The organism is Hahella sp. HN01 (assembly GCF_018986435.1).
Lineage (GTDB): Bacteria > Pseudomonadota > Gammaproteobacteria > Pseudomonadales > Oleiphilaceae > Hahella.
Genome location: NZ_JAHMIN010000086.1, coordinates 1 through 3478, shown reverse-complemented (window position 1 = coordinate 3478; position 3478 = coordinate 1). Strand labels below are relative to the sequence as shown.

Sequence of the window (3478 nt, the reverse complement as noted above, 5' to 3'; positions counted from 1 at the left end):
ATGTGTATTTCAACGTTGAGCAGTGGATCGCCGACGAAGTGGCGCAAGAGTTCGTCGACCGCGAAGCCGACGCCTTTCTAAATGGCGATGGCGTGGGCAAACCGAAAGGCATCCTGTCTTACGCCATGGACGCCGCGCCGGACGCCTCCCGCGAGTTCGGCAAGCTGCAACGAGTGATCAGCGGCAAGGCGGGCGACTTCACTGCGGATAACCTGCTAAGCGTGATCTACCGTCTCAAGAAAACATTTCGCCGTAACGCCTGTTGGATGATGACCGGAACCACGGTGGAGAAGGTGCGCAAGTTCAAGGACGCGGACGGCAACTACATGTGGCGTCCGGGTATCGAGGCGGGCCAGCCTTCGTTGCTGTTGGGCTACGGCATCGAGGAAAACGAAGACATGCCGGAAGTGGCGGCGGATGCTAACGCTATCTTGTTTGGCGACTTCATGCGGGGTTACAGCATTGTGGACCGCATCGGCGCGCGCATGCTGCGCGATCCCTACACCCATAAACCCTTCGTCCACTTCTACACCACGAAGCGGGTAGGGGGCATGTTGGTGGACTCCAACGCCATTAAGGTGCTGACCTTGAGTAAGGGGGCGTAATGGCCCCTATCAGCTTAGAGGAAGCCAAGCAGCATCTACGCGTGGAGCATGACGACGAAGACGCCTACATCGAGACCCTGATCGCCGTGGCGCGCAATCTGGCGGAGGAATATTCAGGCCTTTCCCTGGAGGAAGGCGAGAGCATTCCCGAACTGGCCAAGCACGCTATCAAGATGATCATCGCCACCCTGTACGAACAACGGGAGGACCAGACGGCGGCGACCGTTTCGCAAGTCCCGCTGTGCTCTAAAGCCCTGCTGGACCTGCTGCGGATTCGGCGGCTATGAGAGCGGGACGACTACGGCGACGGGTGACGATTCAAGCCAACGTCTCCACTCAGGATGAGTACGGCGAAACCGTGCAAGGCTGGCGAGAACTCGCCACGCGCTGGGCGGGCGTGGAGCCGCTGTCCGGTCGCGAGTTCCTGGCCACCAGCGGTCCCCGCGCCGAGCTGACCACCCGCATCGTGTTGCGCTGGGAACCGGCGTTGGCCGGGCTCACGTCCCAGGATCACCGGGCGATCTATCAGGGTCGCGTCTACGACATCCATTCCGCCATCAATACCAACGAGACAAATAAAGAATGGGTGCTGATGTGCGCGGACACGGGGGCGGCGGTATGAGCAGCGGCGTCAAGATCAGCGGCTTGCGCGAGCTGCACCAAGCCTTACAGCAACTCGGCAAGCAGGCGGCCAACAAGGCGGCGCGGGACGGGCTGACGGAAGCCGCCAAAACGTTTAGGAAAGAGATCCGCCAAGGCGCGCCAGTGAAAAGCGGCCACCTGCGTAAACACATCCGCTACAAGCTGCGCAGGGATCGCAGCGGTCGCGGCTACACCGGTCGCGTAGGCGTGCATCCCAAGGCTTACTACGCCCGCTTTATCGAGTTTGGCGCGGCGCCGCACGCCATTCCCAACCCGACCACCGGGCGGGGAAGAAACAAGCGCAAAAACAAAAAGCGCCTGCGTATCGGTTCGCAGGTGGTGTCCGGCGTTAACCATCCCGGCATTGCCCCGCGTCCTTTTTTGCGCCCTGCGTTTCTGCGCGCCAAGGATGCAGCGGTCAAAGCCGCCGGCAAACGCATGTGGCGTTCCATTATTCAAGCGAGGGCGCGCCGATGATTATTCCGCGATTACTGAAACGACTGCGTAAGGCGGATCAGATCAGAGCGTTGATTCCTCCGTCCGCGATTCACGGACGCTTTCTACCACCCAACGTAGCAACGCCCGCGCTGTCCCTGATGTATGTCGGCGACGATCCCGTCAACGACCTGGGCGGAGAGGACGAAAGCCGCCGCGAGCGGGCGCAAGTCGACGCCTGGGCGCCGACGCTCAAGCAGGCGGACCAACTGGCCGAGGCGGTGATTAAAGCGCTAGCTCCACGCGGCCAAGACTTCACCGCCGTGCGCAACGGCAAAACCTACGAGTACGACGACGCGGCCCAGCTTCATCGGTTGATGCTGGATTATTCATTCACATTTTACGAGGACTGACCATGGCGAAAATGCCCGCCGACGGGACAAAAATTGAAATCGATGGTACGACCGCCGGCACGCCCGACATTGAGGTGACCGGGGTTAAATCCTTTTCCGGTTTTGATGGCGAACGCCCGGAAATCGACAACACGGATTTAAGTAGCGAGGCCTCCGAGTTCTTTCTCGGCAAGCGCGACTGGGGGAGCTTTAGCCTGGACTGGTTTATCAACTACGCCGACCCCGGCCAAAACGAAGTCCGCGCCGCTGAGCTGTCCGGGGCGCTGAAGACCGTCAAGATCACGTTCCCCGACCTGACCACGGCGACCTTTAAGGCGTACGTCAAAAACGCAACCAGCCTTTCCGGCGGGATCAGCGGGATGCTGGAAGGCTCCGCCGCACTGCGCATCACTGGTAAACCTACTTTCGCGAAACCCTAAACGAGTTTTTTTTGATGAGTTACTTAAGCAAACAGCAAATTCTTTCCGCACAGGACATCACATCGGAAGACGTGGAGGTGCCGGAGTGGGGCGGGACCGTGCGGGTCGCGCTGATGAGCGGCGCCGCCCGCGACGACTACGAAGGCTCGCTGGTGAAGCTGTCTCCCGATGGCAGCGCGCATCGGGATCTGACTAACATTCGCGCTAAGCTGGTGGCGGTCTGTCTGGTGGATGACAAAGGCGAGCGCTTATTCAGCGAGGGGGACGTGAAGGCCCTGGGCGCCAAATCCTGCGCCGCCCTGGATCGCGTTTACCACGTCGCCGCCCGACTCAATCGCTTAACCCAGGGCGAGGTGGAGGACGCCGCAAAAAACTCCTAAGCCGGCCCGAGCGCCGGTTTTACTTCTACCTCGCCGCCAAGTTGGGCAAGACGGTTAAGGCCCTGCTGCAAGAGATCGATTCCGCCGAGCTGGCTGAGTGGATGGCTTTCGAATCCCTAGACGCCTACGCCGAGCAATTCGAACGTGAGCGCCAGAGCAGCGCGGAGCGGTCGGACGCACTGAAAAACCTCCTATTCGGCGACGCCTGGCGCGACGCCTAACCCCTTTCTTCTCTCTCCCTTTTAACCTGGTTAAAGCCTTCTATGAGTCAGGAAATGATTGGCGCGTTGTCTATCGATCTGCGCCTTGCTACGGCCAAGATTGAGGACGGGCTGAAGAGCGTCAACAAGCATCTGGAGCGCACGGCGTCGGCGGCCAACAATGCCGGCAAGATGTTCACGACGCTGGCCACCATTGCCACGGCGGGCGTGTTTGGCGGGGTCATCAAAGGCAGTCTGGACGCGGCCAATCACCTGGGCGACTTAAGCGTGCGCCTGGGCGTGAGCGTGGAAGGGTTGAGCCGTCTCGCCTACGCGGCGGAATTGTCGGGCGTATCCGCCGGCACGCTGGAAACCGGCCTGCAG

The 3478-nt window shown here is 60.6% G+C and carries 9 protein-coding genes; all 9 read left to right on the top strand.

Annotated elements, in window-relative coordinates:
- Positions 1-605 (top strand): phage major capsid protein (locus KP814_RS32020; RefSeq protein WP_216740591.1); only part of this gene is annotated, 605 nt, incomplete at its 5' end.
- A complete protein-coding gene (locus KP814_RS32015; RefSeq protein WP_216740590.1) occupies positions 605-892 on the top strand; it encodes a head-tail connector protein in 288 nt (95 codons plus the stop codon). The genes KP814_RS32020 and KP814_RS32015, both read left to right, overlap by 1 nt.
- A complete protein-coding gene (locus KP814_RS32010; RefSeq protein ID WP_216740589.1) occupies positions 889-1227 on the top strand; it encodes a phage head closure protein in 339 nt (112 codons plus the stop codon). The genes KP814_RS32015 and KP814_RS32010 overlap by 4 nt, the downstream gene beginning before the upstream one ends.
- Positions 1188-1724 carry an HK97-gp10 family putative phage morphogenesis protein gene (locus KP814_RS32005; protein WP_216740588.1) on the top strand — a complete coding sequence of 179 codons (537 nt, stop codon included), beginning with the start codon at positions 1188-1190 and terminating at the stop codon, positions 1722-1724. Before KP814_RS32010 ends, KP814_RS32005 begins: the two co-directional genes overlap by 40 nt.
- Positions 1721-2095 carry a DUF3168 domain-containing protein gene (locus KP814_RS32000; protein ID WP_216740587.1) on the top strand — a complete coding sequence of 125 codons (375 nt, stop codon included), beginning with the start codon at positions 1721-1723 and terminating at the stop codon, positions 2093-2095. Before KP814_RS32005 ends, KP814_RS32000 begins: the two co-directional genes overlap by 4 nt.
- A 2-nt stretch (positions 2096-2097) precedes the next feature.
- A complete protein-coding gene (locus tag KP814_RS31995) occupies positions 2098-2514 on the top strand; it encodes a phage tail tube protein (RefSeq protein ID WP_216740586.1) in 417 nt (138 codons plus the stop codon).
- Positions 2515-2528: 14 nt separating this feature from the next.
- A complete protein-coding gene (locus tag KP814_RS31990) occupies positions 2529-2894 on the top strand; it encodes a hypothetical protein (RefSeq protein WP_216740585.1) in 366 nt (121 codons plus the stop codon).
- Between the two features lie 41 nt (positions 2895-2935).
- Positions 2936-3115 (top strand): hypothetical protein, encoded by a 180-nt coding sequence (locus KP814_RS31985; protein ID WP_216740584.1) that lies wholly within the window; start codon positions 2936-2938, stop codon positions 3113-3115.
- Positions 3116-3157: 42 nt separating this feature from the next.
- The coding region (locus tag KP814_RS31980) for a hypothetical protein (RefSeq protein ID WP_216740583.1) at positions 3158-3478 on the top strand (321 nt) is incomplete at its 3' end.